Below are 21,444 nucleotides of genomic sequence, written 5' to 3'. Positions count from 1 at the left end.
ACTTACCGAACTTGTTGCCCGGAGGCGTTGCCGCGGCGCGGGCGCGGTCGGTTCCGGCCCGACTGGGCGGTCTGGAATTTAGTAGGAAGTCCGAGTATATTCGCTTACAGAGATGACCTGGATCACATGCGAAGGAGCATTGCATCATGGTGCGCGAACTATCCCATTACGTAGACGGCCAACGGGTGACGGGGACCTCTGGCCGCTTCAGCGACATTTTTGACCCCTGCACGGGCCAAGTGCAGGCGCGACTGCCCCTCGCCAGCGGAGAGGAGGTCCGGAACGTGGTGGCCGCCGCGGAGAAAGCGCAGGTCCAGTGGGGCGCCATGAACCCGCAGCGCCGCGGCCGGATCCTGCTTAAGTTTGTTGACCTCGTCAACGAGAACATGGACGAACTCGCCACGCTCCTGTCCTCCGAGCACGGGAAGACGTTCGCCGATTCCAAGGGCGATATCCAGCGCGGCATTGAAGTGGTGGAGTTCGCGGCGGGCGCCCCGCACCTGCTCAAAGGCGAGTTCTCCGACGACGCCGGCGCAGGCATCGACGTTCACTCACTGCGCCAGCCACTCGGCGTGGTCGCGGGCATCACCCCGTTCAACTTCCCCGCCATGATCCCCCTGTGGAAGTCCGGCCCGGCCCTCGCCGCCGGCAACGCGTTCATCCTCAAGCCCTCCGAGCGGGACCCCTCGGTTCCGCTGCGCCTGGCCGAACTCTTCACCGAGGCCGGGCTGCCGGACGGGGTGTTCAACGTGGTCAACGGGGGCAAGGAAGCAGTTGACGCGCTGCTGGAGGACCCGCGCGTGAAGGCCATCGGCTTTGTGGGTTCGACGCCCATCGCCCAGTACATCTACGCCACCGCTGCCGCCCACGGGAAGCGCGCCCAGTGCTTCGGCGGGGCCAAGAACCACATGGTCATCATGCCGGACGCGGACCTGGACATGGCCGCAGACGCCCTGATCGGCGCAGGCTTCGGCTCCGCCGGCGAGCGCTGCATGGCCATTTCCGTGGCTGTCCCGGTGGGGGAGAAGACCGCGGACGCGCTCGTGGCCAAGCTGGCCGAGCGCGTCAAACACCTCAGGGTAGGCCACAGCCTGGACAAGGACTCGGACTTCGGGCCGGTGGTGGCGGCGAGTGCCAAGGAACGGATCGAGGGCTACATCCAATCCGGAGTGGACCAGGGCGCCACCCTGCTGGCCGACGGCCGCGGCCTCACCGTGGACGGCTACGACGACGGCTTCTGGGTGGGACCCACGCTCTTCGACCACGTCACGAAGGACATGAAGATCTACAAAGAGGAAATCTTTGGGCCCGTCCTGAGCGTGCTCCGCGCCGCCGATTACGACGAAGCCCTCCGGCTGTGCTCCGAGCACGAATTCGGCAACGGTGTGGCCATCTTCACCCGCGATGGCGACGCCGCCCGGGACTTTGCCAGCCGGGTGGAGGTGGGAATGGTTGGCATCAACGTCCCCATCCCGGTGCCCATCGCCTATTACACGTTTGGCGGCTGGAAAGCGTCCGGTTTCGGCGACCTGAACCAGCACGGCGCCGACGCGTTCCGTTTCTACACCAAGACCAAGACGGTCACTACACGTTGGCCGTCCGGGATCCGCCAGGGCGCCAGCTTCATCATGCCGGAAGGCAGCTGATGACGGAGGTTCTGTTCGAGAAGCGCGGCCACCTGGGCGTCGTCACGCTCAACCGGCCCAAGGCCGTCAACGCCCTGAACGCGGGCATGGTGGACGCCATGCTGGCCCAGCTCACCGCCTGGGCGGACGACGACGGCGTGGCCACCCTCCTGGTGCGCGGTGCCGGCGAGCGGGGCCTCTGCGCCGGGGGCGACATTGTGGCGATCTACCGGGACATCCTTGGCGGCGGCACGGAAACGGCTGACTTCTGGCAGGCCGAATACCGGCTGAACTCCTTGATTGCCCGCTACCCCAAGCCCTATGTGGCCTTGATGGACGGCCTGGTGCTGGGTGGCGGTGTGGGAATCTCCGCGCACGGTTCGGTACGGGTGGTCACCGAACGGACCCGGACCGGGATGCCGGAGACCACCATCGGGTTTGTGCCCGACGTCGGCGGGACCTGGCTGCTGGCGAAATCACCCGGGGAGACCGGCACGCATGCGGCGCTGACCGGGGCCCACCTGACCGGGTCAGATGCGCTGTTCCTGGGCCTCGCGGACCACTTTGTCCCGGCGGGGAGCCTGCCGGAGCTGGCGGCCGCGCTCGAACACGAAACTGTGGAAGCCGCCGTCGTACGCTTTGCGCAGAACCCGCCGCCCTCCGGGTTGGAGGCGCAGCGCGGCTGGATCGATGCCGCCTACGCCAGCGAAGACGTGGAGGACATTGTCCGGCGGCTGCGGACCATGGATGCGTCGCCGGATGGCACGCCGGGCGTGGAGGGGAACGGGGCGACCGAGGCTGCCAGCACCATCGAGGCGAAGTCGCCGACGGCCGTGAAGGTGACCCTGGAGTCACTTCGCCGCGCCAAGGGACTGACGCTGGACGAAGCACTGGCGCAGGAATACCGGGTAGGTCTTCGGTTCCTGGTTGCGCCAGACTTCCGCGAAGGGATCCGCGCTCAGGTGGTGGACAAGGACCGCACGCCGCAGTGGAAGCCGGCCGCGCTGCACGAGGTGCACGCGACGGACGTGGAACGGTTCTTCGCGCCGCTGGGTGACCGGGAGCTCAACCTGCACACAAAGGAGCCGGACAATGCCTGAACAAACCACTGTCGCTTTCCTGGGCCTGGGCCACATGGGCGGGCCCATGGCAGTGAACCTGGTCCGTGCCGGCTACACTGTGGCGGGCTTCGACGTGGTCCCCGCCGCCCTGGACGCCGCCCAAACCCACGGCGTCCCCACAGCGGCCAGTCCGCTGGACGCCATCGCCGGTGCCGACGTCGTCCTGACCATGTTCCCCAGCGGCCAGCACGTGCTGGACGCCTACCGCGGCGCGGAAGGACAGCCGGGCCTGCTCGCCGAAGCCAAGCCGGGCACCATGTTCCTGGACTGCTCCACCATCAACGTTGACGAGGCGCGGGAAGCCTCCGCGCTCGCCATTGCGGCCGGCCACCGTGCAGTGGACGCCCCGGTCTCCGGCGGCGTGGTGGGCGCGGAAGCCGGCACGCTGACTTTCATGGTGGGCGGCGAGGAGACGGACTTCGAGGCCGTGCGGCAGCTGCTCGAGGTAATGGGCAAGCGGGTGGTCCACTGCGGCGGGCACGGCGGCGGCCAGGCCGCGAAGATCTGCAACAACCTCATCCTGGGGGTCTCCATGATCGCGGTCAGCGAGGCCTTTGTGCTGGGTGAAAAGCTGGGCCTGACGCACCAGGCGCTCTTCGACGTCGCCTCCAACGCCTCCGGACAATGCTGGGCCCTCACCACCAACTGCCCTGTTCCGGGGCCGGTCCCCACCAGCCCCGCCAACTGTGACTACCAGCCTGGCTTCGCAGGGGCACTGATGGCCAAGGACCTGCGGCTCGCGCTGAATGCGCTGGAAAGTACGGGGGTGGCCGCCCGGCTCGGACCGCTCGCCTCGGAAATCTACGATACGTTTGCCGCTGAAGGCGGAGCCGGCCGGGACTTCTCCGGAATCATCACGGATATCCGCGACAAATCGCAGCAGTAGCACCATCAGCGGCAGCGGCAACGCTCGCAGCACGCAACATCCACGAACAGCTGAAAGGTCAAGCATGACGGAATACACGAACATCCTGGTGGAACAGCGCGGCCGGGTAGGGCTGGTCACGCTCAACCGGCCGGAGGCGCTCAACGCCCTGGACAAGGCCACCATGGACCAGCTCGTGGCAGCCGTCACCGCCATGGACGCCGACCCCGGCGTGGGCGCGGTGGTGGTCACCGGCTCGGGCAAGGCGTTCGCCGCCGGGGCCGACATCAAGGAAATGGCCTCGCAGGGCTACATGGACATGTACGCCGCCGACTGGTTCCGGGGCTGGGAGGACTTCACGCGGCTGCGGATCCCTGTCATCGCGGCGGTGTCCGGCTTCGCGCTGGGCGGCGGCTGCGAGCTGGCCATGATGTGCGATTTCATCATCGCCGGGGACAACGCCAAGTTTGGCCAGCCGGAGATCAACCTCGGCGTGCTGCCGGGCATGGGCGGTTCGCAGCGGCTCACCCGGGCCGTGGGCAAGGCCAGAGCCATGGACATGATCCTCACCGGGCGCTTCATCGGCGCCGAGGAAGCGGAACGCTCGGGCCTTGTCTCGCGCGTGGTACCTGCCTCGGATGTAGTGGAGGAGGCCCTGAAGGCCGCGGAAGTCATCGCGTCCAAATCCAAGCCCGTGGCGATGCTCGCGAAGGAAGCCGTCAACGCCGCCTTTGAAACGGGACTCGCCCAGGGTGTCCTGTTCGAACGCCGGATCTTCCACTCGCTCTTCGCCAGCGAGGACCAGAAAGAAGGCATGGCCGCGTTCACGGAGAAACGCCAGCCCGGGTTCAACCACCGCTGACGGGATTAGCCGTCCGTGAAGTCCCCCGCATTCCGGCGGAAGGTGCCCAGGATGCGGATCAGCTGGTCCACATCGGCCGCGTCGAACCCTGACTGGCCAAACACCTCGGTGTTGAGCACCGCCGTCGCGCGTTTGGCCACGGTCCGCCCCTCCGCGGTGAGCTCGATCAGCGTGGTACGCCCGTCCGTAGGGTGCGGCGAACGGGCCACCAGTCCCGAGCCTTCCAAACGGTCGACGGCGTTCGTCACCGAGGTGGGATGGACCTGGAGCAGGGCGCTCGCCTTGTTCATGGGCAGCGCGCCGCTGCGGGCGAAGCTGAGGAGCGCGAGCAGCTCGTAGCGGGCGAAGGTCAGCCCGAACGGCTTCAGGGCACCCTCGATCCGGGCCAGCAGGATCTGCTGGGTGCGCATGATCGCGGTGATCGCGGCCATGGGCGCGGCGACGTCAGCCCAGCCGTGCTCCTCCCAGTTCCGTTGGGCATCGGCGATGGGGTCCCGGGGCAGTGGCGCGGCCATCCTCAGCCTTTCAGCCCAGGGAAATCCGCCTCGGAGTACTCCACGCCGAGGCCGTCAGGATGGGTGACCCCGCCGTGCCGGAGTTGCTCATTGTGCCGCAGCTCCACACGGCGGATTTTGCCCGAGATGGTCTTGGGTAGCGCCGCGAATTCCAACCGCCGGATCCGCTTGAACGGCGCCAGGTGTTCGCGGCAGTACCGCAGGATGTCCTCCGCCAGCTCCGGCCCCGGTTCCAGCCCGGACACCAGGACAACGTAGGCCTTGGGGACGGAGAGCTTGAGCGCATCCGGCGACGGAACCACTGCCGCTTCGGCCACGGCCGGGTGTTCCAGCAGCACGCTCTCCAGTTCGAATGGCGAGAGCCGGTAGTCGGAAGATTTGAAGACGTCGTCGTCGCGGCCCACGTAGGTGATGACGCCCTGTATATCCCGGCTGGCCATGTCGCCCGTGTGGTAGTAACCGCCGCGGAACGCCTCAGCGGTCCGTTCCGCGTCACCGTAGTAGCCCTTCATCAGCCCCACCGGCCGGGGGTCCAGGCGAAGGCAAAGCTCGCCGTCGTCGGCTTCTTCCCCGGTGGTCGGGTCCACCAGCACCACGTTGAAGCCGGGAAGAGGCCGCCCCATGGCGCCTACGGTGACCGGCTGGCTCGGCGTGTTGGCTACCTGGACAGTGGTTTCGGTCTGGCCGAAGCCGTCCCGGATGGTCTGGCCCCACGCGCGCTGGACCTGTTCGATCACTTCAGCGTTCAGCGGTTCGCCCGCGGAGACCACCTTGGTGGGAGGAGTTTTCAGCACTTTCAGGTCCGCCTGGATCAGCATCCGCCAGACCGTGGGCGGGGCGCAGAAGCTGGTGACACGCTCGCGGTCCATCTGCTCCATCAGGGCACGGGCGTCGAACCGTTCGTAGTTGTAGACAAAAACGCACGCCTCCGCGATCCACGGGGCAAAGAAATTGGACCACGCGTGTTTGCCCCAGCCCGGCGATGCCACATTCAGGTGGACGTCACCAGGTTCCAGGCCAATCCAGTACATCGTGGAGAGATGCCCCACCGGGTACGACGTGTGGGTGTGCTCCACCAGCTTGGCCTTCGAGGTGGTTCCGGAGGTGAAATACAGCAGCAGCGTCTCGTCCGCCTGGGTGGGGGCATCGGCCGTGAAGGTGACTGCCGTCGTCGTCGAATCCCTGTACTGGAGGGCCCCGGGGGTGCCGGCTGAACGGCCACCGGCGCCGATTTCGATCAGGCGGTAATCGCCGGGGACGCCGGCAAACTTACCGATGTTGGAACGCCCGACGGCGGCCCAGCCCGCCTCGCCGCGCTCCACGCGTTCGGCCAGGTCCTCTGGTCCCATCAGAGTGGTGGTGGGGATCAGGACAATACCCAGCTTGATGCCGGCCAGCATCAGCTCCCAAAGCTCCACCTGGTTGCCCAGCATGACGATCATGCGGTCCCCGCGGCGCATGCCTTGGCTTCGCAGCCAGTTGGCCACCTGGTTCGAACGGGCGGCCAGGTCCGTGAAACTCCGGCGGGTGGCCGAGCCGTCCTGCTCCACGATGACCAGAGCCGGATTATTGGCCTTCTCAGGATCTGCGGCGATCTGATCGAACCAGTCCAAGGCAAAGTTGAATTCCGTGAACTGCGGCCACACGAACTCGCGCGTGGCCTGGTGGTAGTCCGAATGCAGGGCAAGCAGGCGGTCGCGTGCCTCGCGGAAGTCATCGGTGACTGACATTGGGGGACACCTTTCGTCCAGTGATGCGCATCACTAAAAATCCATCCCTGTGCAATATACTAGGACATCCAAGGGTTTGGAAGACCGAAGGGATATGAAGCGTGCAGCCACAAGGACGTGAGCGTGTTGTGACCGAAGCCCTGCCCTTTCCCGAGGCGGACCTGATGCACATCGTGGACCTCCTGCCGGCGGCGGAACGCGTGCGCTACCTGGAAATCCGGGCGTTCCTGCAGTCCACGGTGCGCCAGGCATCCATCGGCTACTGGAACCGCGAGGAATTCCCGTTCGGGTTGCTGGCGGAAATGGGCAAGCACGGGCTGGGCAGGCTGCAGACGGACGGCACATCCAAGCTCTTCAAGGGCCTGATGTACGTCGAAGTGGCCAGGGCGGACGTTTCGCTGTCGGCCTTGGTAGGGATCCACAACGAACTGATCGTGGGGATGATCGACGCCCTCGGCTCCGCGGAACAGAAGCAGCGGTGGCTGCCTGGCCTGACAACCTTTACCCAACTCGGCGCCTTCGCCCTGACCGAACCCGATCACGGCTCGGACATCGCCGGCGGGCTGGAAACATCCGCGCGGCTCGAGGGCGGCGAGTGGGTGATCAACGGCGCCAAACGCTGGATCGGCTCCGGGACCATCGCGGACTTTGCCCTGGTGTGGGCGCGCGACGCAGCGGACGGGCAGATCAAAGGCTTCATTGTGGAGACGGACCGTGCGGGCTACCGGGCCACCAAGATTGCCAACAAGATCGGCCTGCGGATCATGCAGAACGCGGACATCGTGCTGGACAACGTCAGGATTCCGGCGGCCAACATGCTGCCGGGCGCCACCGACTTCTCCAAAGCCAACGGGCTCCTGCGGGATTCGCGCGCCTGGGTCGGCTGGCAGGGTGCCGGGATCCAGCTGGCCGCGTTCGACGTCGCCCGTTCCTACTCACTGGAACGCAGGCAATTCGGCAAGGAACTGGCCTGCTTCCAGCTGGTCCAGCAGCAACTGGCGGAAATACTCGGCAACGCCTCCGCGTCACTGGCGCTGATGGCACAGCTCGCCCGGATCCAGACGGACGGCAAGCTGGAGATGGCCCAGGCTGCCATGGCAAAGTCCACGTGCACCCGGCTGGCCCGCGCGTCGGTGGCGATGGGACGGTCTCTGCTGGGCGGCAACGGAATCAGCTCGGATTATGAAATGGGCAAGCTGTTTGGCGATGCCGAAATCCTCTATACCTATGAGGGCAGCTATGAAATCAATTCGCTGATTGTGGGCCGGGCCGTCACCGGAAAATCGGCCTTCGTCTAGAAATTTACGGGTCATGGAGAGCTTAACAAAAAACTGCCCTGGCCATGCTTTGCAGCACGGCCAGGGCAGTTAATCAGAACCTTAGAGCGGGCGAATGTTCTCTGCCTGCGGGCCCTTGGGACCTTGGGTCACATCGAATTCGACTTTCTGGTTCTCGTCCAGTGAGCGGTAGCCGCTGCTGGCGATTGCCGAGTAGTGCGCGAAAACATCGGCGGATCCGTCGTCCGGAGCGATGAAGCCAAAGCCCTTTTCAGCGTTGAACCATTTAACTGTGCCTGTTGCCATTGCTAACTTCCTTTGTAACCCTTTTCTGGTCCTGCTCGGACGGCAGGCAGACGCGGAGTCTGTAGTCCGCTGTCTCAAACCTAGGGGCTGCGCGGTGGGCGTGCAATAGCTGCAGTCATCAAGTGTCACTCCTGTTACAGAAGTGGTACCCGGGAATTACCTGCTCCGGGCTAGCGCATACCCTCCCGGCGGATGGCAGTGGCGATGGCAGCGGCGCGGGTTTCCACCCCGAGCTTGGTGTAGATATGCGCCAGATGGGTCTTGACGGTGGCCTCGGAGATGAAGAGCCGCTGGCCCAGTTCCCGGTTGCTGAGCCCCTCGGTCAGGAGGCTTAGCAGCTCAGCTTCCCGGGGCGTCAGGACCTCGTCGGGATTGCGCAGCTGCTGGAAGAGCCGGGAGGCCACCGGGGCGCTCATCACGCTTTTCCCCTGTACGGCAGCGCGGATGGCGGCAAAGATTTCGTCCGGGGCGGCGTCCTTTAGGAGGTAGCCCATGGCGCCGGCGTCCACGGCCCGGACAATGTCCGCGTCCGAATCGTACGTGGTGAACACCAGGATGGCCTGCCGGCTGTTGCGCTGGCGCAGCTGCTTGATGGCCTCGATCCCGTCCATTCCGGCGCCCATGGCCAGATCCATCACCACCACGGCTGGGGAGTGCTGTTCCACCAGCCCCAAGGCATCCTCGCCGGAGGCGGCCTCGGCCACCACGTCAAAGTCAGGCTGCGTGCCCAGCAGCGCCTTGAGCCCGCTCCGGACCACCAAGTGGTCGTCCACCAGGAGGACGGTGATGCCGGTCATGCGTCGTCCCGGGTGCTCTGCTGCGCTGGTGGCACTGACTGCACCCGAACCGGTACTTGTGCGGCCACAATGGTCCCTTCGCCGAGGGTGCTTTCAACCGAGAATACGCCGCCCAGCTGCTCCACACGCTGGCGCATGGCCCGCAGTCCGTATCCTCCGGCGTCCGACGGCGGTGCTGCCGCCGACGGGTCAAAGCCGGTTCCGTCGTCGTAGATGTCAAGGGTGACCGAATCAGGAAGGAACCCCAGTGTCAGGGTTGTGGTGGCGGCGTTTGCGTGCTGCTGGATGTTCGCGGCCGCGCTTTGGACCACCCGCAACAAGGTGTGCCGGACTTCCGGAGGAACGTCCCCCGGCTCGCCGGTGACCAGGAGCCGGGCGTGCGGGACGTACTGGGCGGCCGCTTGGTGCAGGGCCTCGGGAAGCGGCGACGCGTCAAGGCCCGGGGCGGCGAGCTCGTGGACCAGGCTGCGGGTCTCGGAAAGGTTCCGGCGCAGCAGCTCCGTAGCCTGGCTGAGCTCCTGGCGCGATGCCTGGCCCGGCCACGAACGGCCAGCGGCCTCCAGGAGCAGCAGGCTGCTGGCCAGGCCCTGCGTCACGGTGTCGTGGATCTCCCGCGATATGCGTTCGCGTTCGGCGATGGTGCCGGCCCGGCGCTCGCTGGCCGCCAGCTGCCGCTGTGCCAGCGATACCTCCGCATGGAGGCGCCGCTGTTCCGCGGCGTCGTGCTCGATCCGGTCATAGATCAGCGTCAGCATAACGCCGACGGCGAGCGGTCCCAGCAGCATCGCGAGGTCCGTCCCGTCGCTGAGCCGGAACAGCCCGACGGCGGTGGCGGCCGCCGTCGCCCCCGCCGCCACGTAACCCACGGTGCCAGTAAAGGCCGTCCGGCACAGGAAGAAGATCGCAAAGGAACACCAGCCAAAGCTGGGTGCGGCAATGACCAACGCAGCCCAGACGGCCACAAACGCGAGCATCCAGAGCGCCCACGGGCGCCTCTGCCGGGCAAGTGCAGCGATCACGGCGTACAGGGCGCACACCGCTCCTGCCAGGCCGAGGACCAGGAGGTTGTCCGGCAGGCTGTGCCGCATGACATAGCGCACGGCCGACGCGACGAGCAGGACCGCGAAGCCCAAGTGGACGGCGGCGTCGATCCGGCCGAACCGGCCGGCTGCCGAGGCAGGCTCGGCAGGGAGGGAGGATCCGGTGGTCGGTGGGGATCCGGCTGTCAGGGTTTTGCGGGGAGTGGCTGAGGAGGGCATGGGGTCCGGTTCAGGTCAGGAGTGTTCCTATCCCATGCTATTGCCCTTGCCGTTACTGGTCTCTCAGCCTTTTGGCTGATGCCGCTGGCCTTTCGGGGGAGCCCGGCACAGCCGAAGGCCCGATGTTTGTTCCGGCTGGCCTGGACAGGATGGATGGAGCCGATGCCCATGAGGGCATTCCGCCAACGTGGGCCCCATTCCACCAACGTGGTTCCATCAACCCACGTCCATCAACCCAAGGAGATCACCGTGAAGAAATCCAACAAGATTGCCGCCGCTGCCGCTGCCGCCGCCGGAGCTTTGCTGCTGACTGGAGGGCTGACCGTTGCAGCCAATGCCGGGACCAGCCAAGTGGCCGCCCCTGCCGCCGTACCCGCAGTCGACATCCCGCAGGCGCCGGAAACTGTCGTGGCGCAGAACCGCATCGCTGTGGGCGCCTCTTCCGACGCAGTCCGGGCAGCCCTCGCCAAATGCCAGGCGGACAAGCTGCCGTTCGTCACGGTGGCACTGGTGGACAGGTTCGGCACCGTCCAGGCGCTCCTGCGCGGCGACAACGCCGCCGAGCACACGATCGAAGCAGCCAAGCGGAAGGCCTACACCGCCGCCGCGTTCGGTGCGCCGACCAGTGAGCTGGCCAAGCGCGTCAACGGCAACGGGCCCAGCATTGCGGACCTCCCCGGCACCCTGTTCCTCGCCGGTGGCGTCCCGCTGAAGGTGAACGGTGTGTCCGTGGCAGGCATCGGTGTGGGCGGCGCCCCAGACGGGAATCTGGACGAGGCCTGCGCCACAGCCGGCGCCGAGGCTATCGCCGCGCTGGCAGCCAGCCCGGCCAAGTAGGCTCGGCTCCATGAGACGGTTCAGGACTTGGCGCCGGGCACGCAGGGCCGCGGCGCTACTCGCGCTCGCGGCTGGGGTTGCATTGTGCCTGGCCGCCTGCCAGGCGGGTCCCGGTGAGCCGCAGCGGCTGGCGTCGCCGCCGTCGTCCGTCCTGGCGAGCCCGGAGCCCTCGGTTCCGGCCACTTCCACACAGGCAGCCACCACGGCGCCCGTGCTGTCCGGCGAGGCACAGGCACAGCTTGACCAGGAACTGGTCGCCGCGGCGAAGGCGAACAACGTGGCGCTGGTCGGCGAGCTCATCGGCCGCGGCGGCGATGTGAACGCCAAGGACGCAATCCAGGATTCCGCGTTCCTCTATGCCGGAGCCGAGGGATTCAACGACGTTCTCCGGCTGACGCTGGCGGCCGGAGCGGACGTTGCCAGCACCAACCGGTATGGCGGGACTGCGCTGATTCCCGCGAGCGAGCACGGCCACGTGGAGACGGTCCGCATCCTCCTGGCCGCCAGGGTGCCCGTGAACCATGTGAACAACCTCGGCTGGACCGCCATGCAGGAGGCCATCCTGCTCAACAACGGCGGGCCCAGGCAGCAGGACGTCGTGCGCCAACTCCTGGATGCGGGTGGAGACCCGAACATCCGGGATCCCCAGGGGCGGACCGCCTTGGAGAACGCCGAACGCCTGGGCTTTGTGGAGATCGCCAACCTGATCCGTGGCAACGGTTAGTAACCCGCCGCCCCGGCTTGGAGTTTTTGTCCAGATGATGGCACTTAGGTCCGCTTTAGGATCCACTATCTGGACAAAAACTCCGTGGGCTTAGACGGCTTAGACGGTCTCGAGGACGCTGACGTAGTTGGCGATGCCTACGCCGCCCATGTTCTGGACTGCGGCACGGCGCGGGTTGGCCAGCTGCATCGCTCCTGCCGTGCCGGTGAGCTGCATGGCGGCGATGACGTGCTGGGAGACGCCGGTGGCGCCGACGGGGTGGCCTTTGGCCTTGAGCCCGCCGGAGACGTTGACGGGCAGCTTGCCGTCCTTGAAGACCCAGCCTTCCTCGATGGCGCGGGCGCCCTGGCCCGGTTCGGTCAGTCCCATGGCCTCGTACATGAGCAGTTCGGCGATGGTGAAGCAGTCGTGGACCTCAGCGAAGTCCAGGTCTTCAAGCCCGACGCCGGCCATCCCCAGCGCGCGCTGCCAGGACACCCTGGTGGCGGCGAAGGCGGTGGGGTTCCGCCGTTCGGCCGGAAAGAAGTCGTTCGCGTGGCCAAAACCGGCGAGCCTTACCGGCTGAGCCACTCCGCCGGTTGGTGAGACGGAGAGTACAACGGCGGCGGCGCCGTCGGATACGGGGGAGCAGTCGGTGCGGCGCAGGGGATCGGCTACCATGGGGTTCTTGTCCGAAATGGTGCGGCAGAACTCCTCACCGAGGTCCTTGCGGAGCTGGGCGTAGGGGTTGTCCACGCCGTTGCGGTGGTTCTTGGCCGCGATGGAGCCAAGCACGTCGCCCAGCTTTCCGTCGCCGCGACCGTAGCGCTTGTCGTAGTGCTTGGCGACGTCCGCGAACAGGCCTGTAAAGCCGGTGGTGGACGTCTGGCCGGCCATGTCGTAGTCAGCGCCCAGCAGGGCGGCCCCTACGACGTCGGCACCGGCGTGGGTCATTTTTTCTGCGCCGATCACCAGCACTGTCTTCGCCGTCCCGGCCAGCAGGGACTTGGTGCCCTGCTGGAACGCGGCCGAACCGGACGCGCAGGCGTTCTCCACACGTGTGGCAGCGACGTTGGCCAGGTCCGGCGAGACCTGCAGGGCAAGCGACGACGGGAAGGCCAAGGGCATCATGCCGGAGTTGAACTGGCCCAGGTAGATCTCATCGATCTGGCCGGGCTCAATCCCGGCGTTGCCGATGGCCTCGGTGGCCACCTGGACGATCAGGGACTCGAGGGTCTCGTCCGTCAGTTTGCCGAACCGGCTGTGGCCCCAGCCGGTGAGCAGGACGTCCTTGCCGAACTGTTCCTTGAGGCTCATGCTGCCACTTCCTCGTTGTCGAGCTGGACGTCAAAGGCGGCTTCGGTCTTCGCGCGGATTTCATCCACGGTGACCCCCGGCGCAAGGCGAGTCAGTGTGAGCTGCGGCCCGCCGCCGTCGTCCGCTTTCACAAGGTCAAAGACCGCGAGGTCGCTGATGATCCGGTCCACGCACCGCAGGCCCGTGAGCGGCAGGGTGCAGTCGGTGACGATTTTGGCGGTGCCGTCCTTGGCGTTGTGTTCGGTCAGGACCACTACGCGCGGCGTGCCGGCGACGAGGTCCATGGCGCCTCCCATGCCTTTGACCATCTTGCCCGGGATGGTCCAGTTGGCGAGGTCGCCGCGGCCGGAGACTTGCATGGCGCCCAGAATGGCGACCTTAACGTGGCCGCCGCGGATCATGCCGAACGATGTGGGGGAGTCGAAGATGCTGCCGCCGGGCAGGACCGTGACGGTCTGCTTGCCGGCGTTGATGAGGTCGGCGTCTTCCTCACCCTCATAGGGAAACGGACCCATGCCGAGCAGTCCGTTTTCGCTCTGCAGGATCACGCGGACGCCGTCGGGCAGGTTGTTGGCCACCAGCGTGGGGATGCCGATGCCCAGGTTCACGTAGTCGCCGTCGTTCAGTTCCTCGGCCGCGATGGTAGCCATTTCATCCCTGGTCCAGGCCATGGGGTTCTCCTTGTTCAAAAGTTTTGGGGGCTTAAGTGTTCGTTCGCGCTGCGGGTTGGTTCAGGCTGTAGCCGTTCAGGCGGGGACTGTTGCCGCGGCCCGCGAGCGGACAGCGCGCTGTTCGATGTCCTTGACCCGGCCGCTGGCCTGGACCAGGTGCTGGACGTACACGCCCGGGGTGACGATGTGGTTCGGATCCAGTGCGCCCGGCGCCACGATGACTTCAGCTTCGGCGATGGTTACCAGGCCTGCGGTGGCCACTACGGGGTTGAAGTTCCGGGCGGTGTAGCGGTAGACCAGGTTCCCGTCCGTGTCCGCGGTGTGCGCGTGGACCAGTGCGACGTCGGCGCGGATGGCGCGCTCCTGGACGTACGTTTCGCCGTCGAACTCTGCCAGCGGTTTGCCTCCCGCGACAAGGGTTCCCACGCCGGTCTTGGTGTAGAAGGCGGGGATGCCGGCGCCGCCGGCGCGAAGGCGCTCGGCCAGGGTGCCCTGCGGGGTGAACTCCACCTCAAGAAGGCCCGCGAGGTACTGCTCGGCGAAGAGTCTGTTCTCTCCGACATACGACGCGATCACCTTGCGGACCTGGCCGGCTTCGATCAGCACGCCCAGGCCCTTCCCGTCCACGCCCATGTTGTTCGACACGACGGTCAGATCACGCACGCCGGAATCGCGCACGGCCTCGATGAGGTCGGCCGGGATGCCGCTCAGGCCAAAGCCACCGACGGCGAGCGTCATGCCGTCCTGGAGGACATCCGCCAGGGTAGCGGCGGCGTTGGATTTCAGTTTGGACATTCCGTCTCCTCGTCATCGAGCGTGCAGAGCCGTTCGGGGTATCCACCTTGTGGACATAGGGCCTGATGAAGGAGCCTAGGGCGCTCGCGAAAGCTGGTCAACGGTGTTATCCGCCCAGCAGGGAAGATATTTCATAGCGTGGACGCTAAGCTTGGAGGTATCCACATTGTGGAGGATTTCTTGAAATTTGGTGAGTGGAATGACGAATCCAGTCCAAGGGGCGCAAGTGGTGGGCCGCGTCGCCTCACTGCTCCGGCTTGTGGGCCGGAAGCCCGAGGGCAGCTCGATTTCCGGGCTGGTCCGGGAGTCGGGGCTGACCCGTCCCACCGTCCACCGGCTGCTGGCCTCCCTTGCCGCGGAGGGCCTCCTGGACCACGATACCCACAGCGGAAACTGGATCCTGGGCCCGGAGATTTTCCTGCTGGGATCAGTGGCGGCGGCCCGCTTCCCGTTCGAGGACCTGTTCCGGCCAAGCCTTCGCCGGCTGGCGGAGGAGACCGGCGAGAGCGCCTTCTATTCCATCCGCAGGGGCCAGGAGACGGTCTGTGTGCTGCGGGAAGAGGGAAGCTTTCCGGTACGCTCCTTTGTGCTGCATGAGGGAGTCCGTTTTCCGCTGGGCGTGGCCTCGGCCGGGACAGCGGTCATGGCGTTCCTCCCGGACGAGGAAAAGGACGCCATCCTGTCCGGCTGGGACCGGCACGCCGGCGGTTTCGCAGCAGGCCACAGCCTGGACGTGCTCCGCCGGAATCTGGAACTGACCCGGCTGCATGGCTTTGCCGTGAATCCCGGGCTGGTGCTTGAAGGCAGCTGGGGCATGGGGGCTGCCGTGTTCGACCAGCTGGGCAGGCCGGTCGGTGCCCTTTCGCTCACCGGCATCGAACCCCGGTTCCGGCCGGAACGGCAGGAGCTCCTGGGCAAGTTGCTGATGGAGGAAGCCCACCGGATGACCAACAAACTGGGCGGCAGATAGTCCCGGGCTGCCGCCGCTGAGTCTCCCCGGCTTAGGGAAGGAACGACGACGGCGCGCCGCGCTTTCGGGGCGACGCGCCGTCGTCGTGCCCCAAACGTGGGGAATTCCAGCGCTGTGAAGCGCCTATTTCCACCATGTGTCGAAGATGGTGACCGGCACTGTGCGCTTGTGCCGCGTGCGGAGGTACTTCTGCTCGATCAGCTCAGCGGCCGCTTCCGGGATTTCCCGGCCTTCCAGGTAATCGTCGATCTGGTCATAGGTCAGGCCCAGTTCGTCCTCGTCGGTACGTCCGGGCTTGCCGTCCAGGAGGTCGGCGGTGGGTACTTTTTCCCAGACGCGGGCAGGAGCGCCCAACTCGGCGAGCAGTTCACGGTTCTGGCGCTTGTTGAGGCCGAACAGCGGCAGGATGTCTGCGCCGCCGTCGCCGAATTTCGTGAAGAACCCGGTGACGGACTCTGCGCCGTGGTCGGTGCCGATCACCAGGTAGTTGTGCTCGCCGGCCAGGGCGTACTGCGCGATCATCCGCGTGCGTGCCTTGGTGTTTCCCTTGTGGAAATCGGAGATGCCGTTCCCCACCGTCTTCTCGAATTCGTCCTCGAAGCCATCCACGGCGGCGGAAATGTTGAAGGTCCATTCCGTCTTGGCCTGGATGAAGTCCAGGGCGGCCTGGGCGTCGTCCTCGTCATGCTGGACGCCATACGGAAGGCGGACGGCGACGAAGTTGGCCTCCACGCCCTCGGCTTCAAGTTCCTCCACGGCCAGCTGGGCCAGCCTGCCGGCGAGGGAGGAATCCAGCCCGCCCGAGATGCCCAGGACAAAGCCCTTGGTGTGGGTTGCCCGGAGGTAATCCTTGAGGAAATCCACCCGCTTGCGCACCTCCCCGACGGGGTCGATCCGGGGCTGCACGCCCATTTCTTCGATGATGGTGGCCTGGAGTTCGCGCATGTGACCCAGCCTAGTCAGCGCTGTCAACAACGCTCAATTGTGTCCAGCCAAACCTCGCACGGTTCAGCGCGAACGGACTCTTGGGCACCCGGGCGCGAACGGACACTTCGGGCCCAGGCTACCGCGTTCCCGGCGCCGCTCCGGTTGAACCGCGGACGGTCAGGTGTGTGGGCATCAGCGACCGGCTGCGGCTGCCACCGCCTGCCAGCGGGTTGAGCTGGGCCAGGAGCATGGACACGGCCACCCGGCCGGCGTGTTCGATCGGCGATGTCATGGTGGTCAGCGGGGGATTGCAGAAGTCCGCGCCAATGATGTCGTCGCAGCCCACCACGCTGATGTCCGCCGGAACCCGGATGCCGCGTTCGCACAGCCGCTGGAGCATGCCTGTGGCGATGAGGTCCAAGACGTACGGCCACGTGTACCGCGAGATGATCGGGCACGGCGTGCAGTCCATCATGATCGGGCACATCGGTGCGCCGGAGCTGTCCCGGCACTTCCGCCCGGGCCTGGCGGACAAGGGCATCCTGTCCGCAACCCTGGCTGCGGAGCTACTCCAGGACGTGCTGCGTGGCGAGCTCGGCTTCAACGGGCTCATCCTCATGGACGCCTCGCAGATGGTCGGCCTGACTCAGGCCATGAAGCGCAAGGACCTGGTTCCGGCGACCGTTGCCGCCGGTTGCGACATGTTCCTGTTCTTCCGCAACGCGGAGGAGGACTTCGGGTACATGCTGGACGGCTACAAGTCCGGCGTTATCACCGAGCAGCGCCTGCATGACGCCCTGCGCCGCATCCTGGTCAAGGACACGGCGCATAACCTGCCCATCCGGCCGGAAACGTACAAGCGGATCCGCCTGTACGGCATCTCCGGCGGCTCGGACTTCACCCGTGCGGACCCGCCGGCGTACCTGGACGCGGTCAAGGACGAGTTGCAAAAAGCCGGCCTCGAGGTGCACCTGTTCAAAACCGCCGCTCAGCGCGAAGCTGCGGGGGAGGCGGGCATCAACCTTATGCCCATCATCTCCGAGGAAGCCACCGGCGACTCTTTGTGTCGCTGAACCAGCCCAACCACCTCATTGACGTGCCGATGGTCAAGACCGCCATCCACGCCGATCCGGGAACCAGGAGACGTTCAACGAGAACGACACCCGGCTCTAGGGTTATCGCCGCGGCTTTAGGCTGACGACCCGCACATGGGATGGCGCTACTCGGATACGCGTAGCGCCATTCCATTTCTGCGTCATGGGTCCATTTCCGCAGCGCGGATCTCCCGCCGGCAGCCAGTAAACTGGAACCCATGACTGCCACCCCTGATGCTGCGTCCAACACTGCTGCCCGTGCCCGCCTGCTGGAACTGATCAAGGAACTTGCCGTGGTCCGCGGCAAGGTAATCCTCTCCAGCGGCGCCGAGGCCGACTACTACATCGACCTGCGCCGCATCACGCTGCACCACGAGGCCTCCAAGCTGGTGGGCCAGGTCATGCTGGCATTGACGGACGACGCCGGGATCGACTTTGAGTGCGCCGGTGGCCTGACCATGGGTGCTGACCCCGTGGGCACCGCTGTTATGCACTCCGCCGGGGACGCCGGGCGCACCGTGGACGCGTTTGTGGTCCGCAAGGCACAGAAGTCCTACGGAATGGGCCGCCAGGTTGAGGGTCCGTCGGTTGAGGGCCGCAAGGTCCTGGTGCTGGAGGACACGTCCACCACGGGCGGCTCCGCCCTCACCGCTGTTGAGGGTGTCCGGAAGGCCGGGGGCAACGTGGTTGCCGTGGCCGTCATCGTGGACCGGGACACTGGCTCCAAGGAAAGAATCGAAGCTGAGACCGGCGTGCCCTACCTGTTCGCCTTCGGCAAGGACGAGCTGGGCCTCGCCTAGACCGGCGTCTCGTAGCCCTGCCACTCCTGGCGGGTTCGGCCCCTCCCAGCGGGTATGGCGGCCGCTCCCGCCCGGGGTTGCCCCAGGCCGGGTTTGCGGCGGCGGCTTCCGCTGTGGCTACGGTAGATGTGTGTCGTACAGCGAGGAAACAGATCCGCAGGAACGGCTTGGCGCCCATCCAGCCCGGCTGCTTGCCAGTGCCGCCGTGCTCAAGCGGTTTTCGCGTCGCGGGTTCCTGGCCGGAACGGGTGCCTCGGCCCTGCTGGCAGCAGACATGCTGGTTACTCGCCGCATCCAGGCGGAACGGCGGGTCACCAGGATCCTGCAGGTCCCGGACGATTTCTCCGATGCCTATTACCCGAACGCCAGTTGGTTCCTCTTCCCCGGCTACAAGACCAGCTGGGAAGAGGCGCTCTGGATCCTGAACGTCATGCGTGGTGCCCTGAACAAGCGCGGCCAGCTCACCGCCGTCGGCTATTCCAACCAGGGATTGGACATTGATGAGGTGGTGATCGCCGTCATCGAGCATGTCCGGGCGAAAAAGCTCACCAAGCTCTTCTTCTACGGCCACAGCTTCGGCGGCATGGTGGCCACCCAGGTGGCCGCGCGGCTCAGGGAATTCCACGGCGTGGAGGTCGACTTCATCCTGTTGGATTCCAGCCCCTACAGCCGGAGCGACGTGCTGGATGAGAGCTGGTTCGACGGCGTGGTGTTCCTGTACGAGAGCGGCTTCCGGGTCCCGTCGGTGGTCCGCGGCAGCTACGAACTGGGGGAGCGCGTCATCCATAAGGACGAGAGGACCTGGCGGCAGATCCTGGACCAGACCATGGAGCAGTTGTCCCCGATCGCCCCGTCCAGTGTGCTCATCCAGTCCGAGTCGGCCTACATCTACCACTTCGACGGAAACCGGTTTGTGGACAAGCTCGGCGGCACGCGGATGGCGTATATTGGCAACCCGAAAGACCGCACCGTCCGCTACCATACGGCCAAGGACGCGTGGTCGGCAGCGTTCCAACCCCAGATGGTCTCCACGGACCTGCAAACGGACGGTGCCCTGCCGGCGCACGCGAGCCCCGGCTGGAATCCGCTCATCTACCGGCCCATCGTGGAGCGGCTGATGGACGACTTTTTCCCGCTGCCCCGTGGCGGCTCGAAGGTGACGGTCTTCTAAATCTGGTTCTTCAGGTCGGCCACGGAGTTCAGCACCTGGTTGGGCCGGAACGGATAGGCGGCAATGTCTTCGCGCTGCGTAATGCCGGTGAGGACCAGCACCGTGTGCAGGCCTGCCTCCATGCCGGCAATGATGTCGGTGTCCATCCGGTCCCCGATCATCGCGGTGGTCTCGGAGTGCGCATCGATCTGATTCATGGCGGACCGGAACATCATGGGATTCGGTTTGCCCACAATGTACGGCTCCCGGCCGGTTGCCTTCGTGATGAGGGCCGCAATGGCCCCCGTCGCGGGCATGGGGCCGTCCTTGGACGGGCCGGTGGCGTCCGGATTGGTGGCAATGAAGCGGGCTCCGGCCAGGATCAGCCGGATGGCCATGGTGATGGCCTCAAAGGAGTACGTCCGGGTTTCGCCGAGCACCACAAAGTCCGGGTCCTGGTCGGTGAGGATGAAGCCGGCCTCGTGCAGCGCCGTCGTCAGTCCTGCCTCGCCGATCGTGTATGCCCGGTTCCCGGAGCCGGAACCGCGCACCTGGTCCTTCAGGAAGGTTGCGGTGGCCAGCGCGGACGTCCAGATGTTCTCCTCGGGGATCTCCAACCCGGAAGCACGCAGCCGAGCGGCCAGGTCCCGGGGCGTGAAGATCGAGTTGTTGGTCAGCACCAGGAACCGCTTGGACGTGTCCACCCAGCGCTGGATCAGCTCGGCAGCCCCCGGGACGGCATGGTTTTCGTGGACGAGCACGCCGTCCATGTCTGTCAGCCAGCATTCGATCTCCTGGCCGTTGCGGTAAACCGCCGGTGAACCCTGTACCTGGTCTGCTTCTGCCACGTTTACCTCCGCCGGTGATGAATGCTCCAGTGGTCCAGTCTAGTGTTGAGGGGTGAAACAAACGCCCGGAAACCCAGTCGAACCTCATCCGATTCCAGCGGAGGAGCCAGCGCCCGAGGAAGCGCCGGAGCCAAAGGCGGAGGTCGGCGTCGGGCCCTGGGACGGCGAGCTGCCCGCGGGCGACCACTGGGATCCGGAATTGCTGGCCGACGGTGACCGCCGCAACGTGGTGGACCAGTACCGCTACTGGAAGCACGACGCGATCGTGGCGGACCTCGATTCCAAGCGGCACAACTTCCACATCGCCATCGAAAACTGGCAGCACGATATGAACATCGGCACCGTGGTGCGCACCGCCAACGCATTCCTCGCCAAGGAAGTCCACATCATCGGACGACGCCGGTGGAACAGGCGCGGGGCCATGGTCACCGACCGCTACCAGCACGTCCGCCACCACCCCACCGTGGAGGACTTTTTAGTGTGGGCGCAGGGGGAGGGGCTCGCGATCATCGGGATCGACATCTTCCCCGACTCCGTGCCCCTGGAGACGTATGAGCTGCCCAAGGACTGCGTGTTGGTGTTCGGCCAGGAAGGGCCCGGGCTGACGCCGGAGGTCCATGAGGCGGCCTTGGCCACCCTGTCCATCGAGCAGTTCGGCTCCACCCGCTCCATCAACGCCGCCTCCGCCGCCGCGATCGCCATGCACGCCTGGATTCGCCGGCACGTTTTTAGCCAGTCCGTCTGACCTGCGCCACTTCTGACCCGCGCCACTTGTGAACCCCGCCGAGTTGGCTTTGTGAGCGTGAGTGTTACCCGTCCGCGTGACCCGAAACACTGCCCCTGCACAGAAATGGCTAGGATGGTGGCTAGCCGTAAGAGGTCTACTCCAGGGTCACAACCCACAGACGAAAACTCAGCATAGGAGTCAGCATGCCCATTGCAACCCCAGAGATTTACTCCGAGATGATCGATCGT

Annotated in this window: 22 protein-coding genes and 1 pseudogene; 12 read left to right on the top strand and 11 right to left on the bottom strand. The window is 65.9% G+C overall.

The window, feature by feature from the left end; all coding sequences use genetic code 11:
• Positions 1-146 precede the first annotated feature (146 nt).
• The 4 genes from QK290_RS05350 (at position 147) to QK290_RS05335 (ending at position 4,473) form a co-directional block, all read left to right on the top strand.
• On the top strand, positions 147-1,646 hold the full coding sequence (locus QK290_RS05350) for a CoA-acylating methylmalonate-semialdehyde dehydrogenase (RefSeq protein WP_282329653.1): 1,500 nt from the start codon (positions 147-149) through the stop codon (positions 1,644-1,646).
• Positions 1,646-2,725: an enoyl-CoA hydratase/isomerase family protein gene (locus tag QK290_RS05345; protein ID WP_282329652.1), complete on the top strand. Its 1,080-nt coding sequence runs from the start codon at positions 1,646-1,648 to the stop codon at positions 2,723-2,725. Before QK290_RS05350 ends, QK290_RS05345 begins: the two co-directional genes overlap by 1 nt.
• Positions 2,718-3,632 (top strand): 3-hydroxyisobutyrate dehydrogenase, encoded by a 915-nt coding sequence (gene mmsB / locus QK290_RS05340; protein ID WP_282329651.1) that lies wholly within the window; start codon positions 2,718-2,720, stop codon positions 3,630-3,632. The genes QK290_RS05345 and mmsB overlap by 8 nt, the downstream gene beginning before the upstream one ends.
• A 64-nt stretch (positions 3,633-3,696) precedes the next feature.
• A complete protein-coding gene (locus QK290_RS05335) occupies positions 3,697-4,473 on the top strand; it encodes an enoyl-CoA hydratase (RefSeq protein ID WP_282329650.1) in 777 nt (258 codons plus the stop codon).
• A gap of 5 nt (positions 4,474-4,478) precedes the next feature.
• Here the strand turns inward: QK290_RS05335 and QK290_RS05330 are convergent, their stop codons facing one another.
• Both QK290_RS05330 and QK290_RS05325 read right to left on the bottom strand, forming a co-directional pair.
• The gene (locus tag QK290_RS05330; RefSeq protein WP_282329649.1) at positions 4,479-4,988 is read right to left on the bottom strand and encodes a MarR family transcriptional regulator; all 510 of its coding nucleotides are present in this window, start codon (positions 4,986-4,988) and stop codon (positions 4,479-4,481) included.
• A gap of 2 nt (positions 4,989-4,990) precedes the next feature.
• Positions 4,991-6,718, bottom strand: coding sequence for an AMP-binding protein (locus QK290_RS05325; RefSeq protein WP_282329648.1), 1,728 nt, complete (start codon positions 6,716-6,718; stop codon positions 4,991-4,993).
• Between the two features lie 164 nt (positions 6,719-6,882).
• On the opposite strand from QK290_RS05325, the gene QK290_RS05320 reads away from it, so the two are divergent.
• On the top strand, positions 6,883-8,016 hold the full coding sequence (locus QK290_RS05320; protein WP_282329859.1) for an acyl-CoA dehydrogenase family protein: 1,134 nt from the start codon (positions 6,883-6,885) through the stop codon (positions 8,014-8,016).
• Positions 8,017-8,097: 81 nt separating this feature from the next.
• On the opposite strand, the gene QK290_RS05315 is transcribed toward QK290_RS05320, so the two are convergent.
• From QK290_RS05315 to QK290_RS05305, 3 genes are all read right to left on the bottom strand, one after another.
• The gene (locus QK290_RS05315) at positions 8,098-8,301 is read right to left on the bottom strand and encodes a cold-shock protein (protein WP_013599688.1); all 204 of its coding nucleotides are present in this window, start codon (positions 8,299-8,301) and stop codon (positions 8,098-8,100) included.
• A gap of 170 nt (positions 8,302-8,471) precedes the next feature.
• Positions 8,472-9,098, bottom strand: a complete 627-nt coding sequence (locus QK290_RS05310; RefSeq protein ID WP_282329645.1) for a response regulator transcription factor — start codon at positions 9,096-9,098, stop codon at positions 8,472-8,474.
• A complete protein-coding gene (locus QK290_RS05305; RefSeq protein WP_282329644.1) occupies positions 9,095-10,357 on the bottom strand; it encodes a sensor histidine kinase in 1,263 nt (420 codons plus the stop codon). The genes QK290_RS05310 and QK290_RS05305 overlap by 4 nt, the downstream gene beginning before the upstream one ends.
• 249 nt (positions 10,358-10,606) lie before the next feature.
• On the opposite strand from QK290_RS05305, the gene QK290_RS05300 reads away from it, so the two are divergent.
• On the top strand, positions 10,607-11,194 hold the full coding sequence (locus tag QK290_RS05300) for a heme-binding protein (protein ID WP_282329643.1): 588 nt from the start codon (positions 10,607-10,609) through the stop codon (positions 11,192-11,194).
• A 10-nt stretch (positions 11,195-11,204) separates the two neighbouring features.
• A complete protein-coding gene (locus QK290_RS05295; RefSeq protein ID WP_282329642.1) occupies positions 11,205-11,918 on the top strand; it encodes an ankyrin repeat domain-containing protein in 714 nt (237 codons plus the stop codon).
• A 99-nt stretch (positions 11,919-12,017) separates the two neighbouring features.
• Here the strand turns inward: QK290_RS05295 and QK290_RS05290 are convergent, their stop codons facing one another.
• From QK290_RS05290 to QK290_RS05280, 3 genes are all read right to left on the bottom strand, one after another.
• Positions 12,018-13,214, bottom strand: coding sequence for an acetyl-CoA acetyltransferase (locus QK290_RS05290; RefSeq protein WP_282329641.1), 1,197 nt, complete (start codon positions 13,212-13,214; stop codon positions 12,018-12,020).
• Entirely contained in the window at positions 13,211-13,885 is a 675-nt protein-coding gene (locus QK290_RS05285; RefSeq protein ID WP_282329640.1) for a CoA transferase subunit B, read from the bottom strand. Before QK290_RS05285 ends, QK290_RS05290 begins: the two co-directional genes overlap by 4 nt.
• Before the next feature lie 75 nt (positions 13,886-13,960).
• Positions 13,961-14,680 (bottom strand): CoA transferase subunit A, encoded by a 720-nt coding sequence (locus QK290_RS05280; protein ID WP_282329639.1) that lies wholly within the window; start codon positions 14,678-14,680, stop codon positions 13,961-13,963.
• Positions 14,681-14,879: 199 nt separating this feature from the next.
• Here QK290_RS05280 and QK290_RS05275 point away from each other — a divergent pair, with 199 nt between their 5' ends.
• The gene (locus tag QK290_RS05275) at positions 14,880-15,650 is read left to right on the top strand and encodes an IclR family transcriptional regulator (protein ID WP_282329638.1); all 771 of its coding nucleotides are present in this window, start codon (positions 14,880-14,882) and stop codon (positions 15,648-15,650) included.
• A 123-nt stretch (positions 15,651-15,773) separates the two neighbouring features.
• Here QK290_RS05275 and nadE read toward each other — a convergent pair whose 3' ends face one another.
• Together nadE and QK290_RS05265 are read right to left on the bottom strand one after the other, a co-directional pair.
• A complete protein-coding gene (nadE, locus tag QK290_RS05270) occupies positions 15,774-16,595 on the bottom strand; it encodes an ammonia-dependent NAD(+) synthetase (RefSeq protein WP_282329637.1) in 822 nt (273 codons plus the stop codon).
• Positions 16,596-16,713: 118 nt separating this feature from the next.
• A pseudogene (locus QK290_RS05265) lies at positions 16,714-16,995 on the bottom strand (substrate-binding domain-containing protein); the annotation flags it as partial.
• Here QK290_RS05265 and QK290_RS05260 point away from each other — a divergent pair.
• From QK290_RS05260 to QK290_RS05250, 3 genes are all read left to right on the top strand, one after another.
• Entirely contained in the window at positions 16,904-17,650 is a 747-nt protein-coding gene (locus QK290_RS05260) for a glycoside hydrolase family 3 N-terminal domain-containing protein (RefSeq protein ID WP_348994656.1), read from the top strand. The pseudogene QK290_RS05265 and the gene QK290_RS05260 overlap by 92 nt on opposite strands.
• 239 nt (positions 17,651-17,889) lie before the next feature.
• Positions 17,890-18,471: an orotate phosphoribosyltransferase gene (gene pyrE, locus QK290_RS05255; protein WP_282329636.1), complete on the top strand. Its 582-nt coding sequence runs from the start codon at positions 17,890-17,892 to the stop codon at positions 18,469-18,471.
• Between the two features lie 130 nt (positions 18,472-18,601).
• Positions 18,602-19,642, top strand: a complete 1,041-nt coding sequence (locus QK290_RS05250) for an alpha/beta fold hydrolase (protein WP_282329635.1) — start codon at positions 18,602-18,604, stop codon at positions 19,640-19,642.
• Here the strand turns inward: QK290_RS05250 and QK290_RS05245 are convergent.
• Entirely contained in the window at positions 19,639-20,469 is an 831-nt protein-coding gene (locus tag QK290_RS05245) for an HAD-IIA family hydrolase (RefSeq protein WP_282329634.1), read from the bottom strand. The two genes, QK290_RS05250 and QK290_RS05245, sit on opposite strands and share 4 nt — an antisense overlap.
• A 91-nt stretch (positions 20,470-20,560) precedes the next feature.
• Here QK290_RS05245 and QK290_RS05240 point away from each other — a divergent pair, with 91 nt between their 5' ends.
• Positions 20,561-21,214, top strand: coding sequence for a TrmH family RNA methyltransferase (locus tag QK290_RS05240; RefSeq protein ID WP_282329857.1), 654 nt, complete (start codon positions 20,561-20,563; stop codon positions 21,212-21,214).
• Positions 21,215-21,444: the final 230 nt, after the last annotated feature.

The organism is Pseudarthrobacter sp. AL07, assembly GCF_029960665.1.
GTDB lineage: Bacteria > Actinomycetota > Actinomycetes > Actinomycetales > Micrococcaceae > Arthrobacter.
Note: the sequence above shows the minus strand (reverse complement) of the source record. Positions and strands in the feature narration are given on the sequence as shown.